Annotated in this window: 6 protein-coding genes; 4 read left to right on the forward strand and 2 right to left on the reverse strand. The window is 67.4% G+C overall.

The window, feature by feature from the left end; translation table 11 throughout:
• Positions 1–346 (forward strand): gamma-glutamylcyclotransferase (locus tag O2807_13005; protein MDA1001418.1); only part of this gene is annotated, 346 nt, incomplete at its 5' end.
• 62 nt (positions 347–408) lie between these two features.
• Here the strand turns inward: O2807_13005 and O2807_13010 are convergent.
• On the reverse strand, positions 409–1,848 hold the full coding sequence (locus tag O2807_13010; protein ID MDA1001419.1) for a replication-associated recombination protein A: 1,440 nt from the start codon (positions 1,846–1,848) through the stop codon (positions 409–411).
• Positions 1,849–2,036: 188 nt separating this feature from the next.
• On the opposite strand from O2807_13010, the gene O2807_13015 reads away from it, so the two are divergent.
• The 3 genes from O2807_13015 to O2807_13025 are packed head-to-tail and all read left to right on the forward strand — an operon-like array spanning position 2,037 to position 3,584.
• Positions 2,037–2,420, forward strand: a complete 384-nt coding sequence (locus O2807_13015) for a Rid family detoxifying hydrolase (GenBank protein MDA1001420.1) — start codon at positions 2,037–2,039, stop codon at positions 2,418–2,420.
• Positions 2,421–2,430: 10 nt separating this feature from the next.
• Complete coding sequence (gene purE, locus O2807_13020) at positions 2,431–2,943, forward strand: 5-(carboxyamino)imidazole ribonucleotide mutase (GenBank protein ID MDA1001421.1); 513 nt, start codon at positions 2,431–2,433, stop codon at positions 2,941–2,943.
• Positions 2,944–2,951: 8 nt separating this feature from the next.
• Complete coding sequence (locus tag O2807_13025; protein MDA1001422.1) at positions 2,952–3,584, forward strand: L-threonylcarbamoyladenylate synthase; 633 nt, start codon at positions 2,952–2,954, stop codon at positions 3,582–3,584.
• A gap of 13 nt (positions 3,585–3,597) precedes the next feature.
• Here the strand turns inward: O2807_13025 and O2807_13030 are convergent.
• Positions 3,598–4,039 (reverse strand): coproporphyrinogen III oxidase (locus tag O2807_13030; GenBank protein ID MDA1001423.1); only part of this gene is annotated, 442 nt, incomplete at its 5' end.

Consider the following 4,039-nt stretch of genomic DNA (forward strand, 5'->3'; position numbering starts at 1 on the left):
GTTTCTGATCAATACGCGGGGGGCGGCGCCCGTCGCCGCCGAGGCGGGCGCGGAGGTGCACGGCTTGATCTGGGAGATCACCGAGGCGCATGTGCACGCACTCGATGGCTTCGAGGGGGTGGCCAAGGGTAGGTACTACCGGGATTTCCTGAAAGTGCGGTCCGGGGAGGGCGAGATGCTCCGCCCGCTGATCTATATCGATCCGATCACGGAGCGCGGCGTTCCGAAGGAGAAGTACGAGAAGTACATGAAGTACATGGAAAAAGTATACGGGGCCGCCGAGGCCGCCGGCTTCCCCCCCGCCTATCTCGATGAGCTTCGCGCGTGGTTTCCCGGCCGGGAATGAGGGCGCGGCTTTTCCGCCCGGCTTGGTTTCCCGCATGCCGGCGGGGGATTCAAAAATGAGGGTCAGGGCGTTTTTTTCCGCCGCTTGCCCGGCATGGCGGGGTCCGAGGGCCGCCGATCGTGCAGATGGGGCGCGTCCGGCACCCCGAGCCGCTCGCCCACGCGCGCATCGAGGCGCTCCTCGCGCGCCCTGATCCGCTTTTCGATCTCGGCCTCGAAGCCCCTTCCGGCCGGGCGGTAGAAACGGTGGCCGCGCAGCCCTTCGGGAAGTCCCTCCATCTCCACCACCGTGTCCTCGAATTCGTGCGCATGCTGGTAGCCCTTGCCGTAGCCGAGATCCTTCATGAGGCGGGTCGGGGCGTTCCGCAGATGGAGGGGGACGGGCTCGGCCGGGTGCTCATCAATGGCGCGCGCGACGGCCTGATAGGCCCGGTAGACGGCATCGCTCTTGGGCGCTGCCGCCAGATAGACCACCGCCTCCGCGAGGGCCAGCTTCCCCTCCGGCAGCCCGATGAAGTGAAACGCCTGCTGGGCGGCCATCGCGACCTGAAGGGCCTGGGGGTCGGCCAGGCCGATGTCCTCGGTGGCGAAGCGGACGAGTCTGCGCAGGATGTACATCGGGTCCTCGCCCCCCTCGAGCATCCGGCCCAGCCAGTAGAGCGCGGCGTCGGGGTCGGAGCTCCGCAGGGTCTTGTGCAGGGCGCTGATGAGGTTGTAGTGGGCCTCCCCGGATTTGTCGTGCAGCAGGGTCTTTCGCTGCACCGCCTCGGCGACATCGCCCGAGGAGATGGAGACGGGGCCTCCGCCCTGCGCTCTTTTCTGATCCCGGACAATGCCCGCCGCAAGTTCGAGAATGTTCAGGGCGGCCCGGGCGTCCCCGTCGGAGAGGGCGGCGATGCGGAGGAGAACATCGTCGGCCGCCTGAAGATCGTTTCCGCCGAGGCCGCGGGCGGCATCGCCCAGGGCCTTTCGGAGAAGGGTGAGCAGATGGCCCTCCTGCAGCGGCTCAAGGACGAACACGCGGGACCTTGAGAGCAGGGGGGGAATGATCTCGAAGGAGGGATTCTCGGTGGTCGCTCCGATGAGGGTGAGGGTGCCGTCCTCCACGTGGGGAAGCAGGCCGTCCTGCTGCGCCTTGTTGAAGCGGTGGATCTCGTCGATGAAGAGAATGGTCCTTCTCCCGGTCCGGCGCTCCTGCCGGGCGGCGTCCACAGCCCCGCGCAGATCCTTCACCCCGTGCAGGACGGCGCTCATCGTGATGAAGCGCGCGCGGGTCGCCTGGGCGATGATGCGTGCGAGGGTGGTTTTGCCCGTTCCGGGAGGACCCCAGAAGATGACCGAGCGCAGCTCGTCGCGCTCGATGGCGCGGCGGAGCACTTTTCCCTCGCCGATCAGATGATCCTGCCCGAGCACCTCTCCCAGCGACTCGGGGCGCATCCGGTCGGCGAGCGGGGGCCCTTTGCCCTTTTCCGGTTCCGGCGGCTCAAAAAGTTCTCTTTCCATCTGCCTTTCCTCATGGGGAGCGGGAGGGGCCCAATCTTACCACCGTGCGGCGATACAATCTTCCCGGCGGCGAGGCGGGGCGGGAATCTCCCCGGCCTCCTTGACGAAGTTTCCCCCGCGGGGTATCAGGAAGCGGTTCTCCGGTATATCCGACACCTCATTTTGCGGGGAGGCCAGCATTCATGACGATGCAAAAGAAAGTCATCAAGACGGACAAGGCGGGCTCCGGAAAAGTGCCCCTTTCCCAAGGGATTGTGGTGGGCGAGTGGCTTTTCTGCTCGGGCCAGCTGCCCCTCGATCCGGCGACGGGCCAGCTCGTCCCCGGCGGCATCGCGGAGCAGACCCGGCGGGCGATCGAGAACCTCAAGGCCGTCTGCGAGGCGGCGGGCACCTCTCTCGCCAACGCAGTCAAGGTGACGATATTCATGGAAGACCTCGCCGAGCTTCAGGGAATGAACGCGGTCTTTGAGGAATACTTCGGGGTGGTAGACCCGCCCGCCCGGACCACTTTTCAGGCAGCGAAGCTGATTGCGGGCGCGAAGCTCGAGATCGAGCTTCAGGCCGTGATTTAGGGATATCCAGATGGCGAAGACGCCGCTTGTCGGAATTCTCATGGGCAGCGCCAACGACGCCGCGGTGATGGAGGAGGCGGCGAAGGCGCTGGACGATCTCGGGGTGGCGAACGAGATGCGGATACTCTCGGCCCACCGCACCCCGGATGCCGTTCATGCCTACGTCAAGGAGGCGCCCTCCCGCGGAATCCGCGTGCTCATCGCGGGGGCCGGGATGGCGGCCCACCTTGCGGGCGTGGTGGGGGCCGGCACCATCCTTCCGGTGATCGGCGTTCCGCTCGATGCCTCCCCGCTCGGCGGGCTCGATGCGCTCCTTTCCACGGTGCAGATGCCGCCGGGCATCCCGGTGGCAGCGATGGGCATCGGAGCGGCCGGTGCCCGGAACGCGGGGCTGTTCGCGGCGCGGATCCTCGCCCTCTCGGACGCCGCCCTCGCGAAGCGGTATGCGAACTTCGTGGCGGCGCAATCGGAGAAAGTCCTTTCGGCGGATGAAGAGCTCCGCAAGGGACGCTCCGGGAACTGATTTTTCCGATGGCCGACATCATCCCGGTCTCCATGGAAGCGCCCGAGGGGGAGATCCTCATCCGGGCGGCCGGGGCGCTGAAGCGGGGAAAGTGCATCGCCGTTCCCACCGACACGCTCTACGGGCTCTGCGCCCGTGCCCTTGACCGCGAGGCCATCGATCGGCTCTTCGCCGTGAAGGGCCGCACCGAAAAAAAGGGTGCCCCTGTCCTGATCGGACTTTTCCCGCAGCTCTATCTTCTGACGGATCGGATTCCCGCCGCCGCGCAGCGTCTCGTGCGCGCGCTGTGGCCGGGGCCGCTCACCCTGATTTTTCCGGCGAGGCCGCATGTTTCCCGCGTTCTTTGCGGGGGCGGGGATGGCGTCGCGGTCCGCCTGCCCGGCCAGGCCCTCTGCCGCACGCTGGCCCGGTGGGTGGGTCCTTTCGCCGCCACGAGCGCCAACCCGCCGGGGGCGCCGCCCTTCGCCAGAGCCCGGGAGGTTGCGGAAGCCTTCGGGGAAAAGCTCGAGATGATTCTCGACGGGGGCGCGCTGGGCCAAGATTCGCCCTCGAGCGTCGTGGACGTGCGGGGAGAGAAGCCGCTTCTCATCCGGGAGGGGCCGGTGGCGTTTTCGGAGGTGGAAGCCGCCTGGGGGGAGTGAACCGGGCGCGCGGCTAGAGGAACTCCGCAAGAACCCGGTTCGCCAGCAGGGTGCCCTTCGGGGTGAGGCGAAGCCGGTCGCTCTCCCGTTCGAGGAGCCCCGCGGCGGTCAATTTTCCGAAAGTGTCTCCGTAGATCGATTCGGCGTCGGTGCCCGCGGCCGCACCGATCGCATCGAGCGAGACGCCCTCCCGAAGCCGCAACCCCAGCATGAGGGCCTCCCCCAGGGATCTTTCCGGATCGCGCATCTCCTCCCCGCCCGCCGGCGGATCTCCCGCGTTTTCGATGTAATGATCGGGCCGGGCCGTGTTCCAGAAGCGGCGCGCTCCGATGAAGGAGTGCGCCCCCGCCCCGGCGCCGAGATACTCCCCCCGGCGCCAGTAGTTCAGGTTGTGGCGGCACGCGAAGCCCGGCCGCGCGAAATTGCTGATCTCATAGCGCCGGTAGCCGGCCCCT

This window comes from bacterium (assembly GCA_027622355.1).
Taxonomy (GTDB): domain Bacteria; phylum UBA8248; class UBA8248; order UBA8248; family UBA8248; genus JAQBZT01.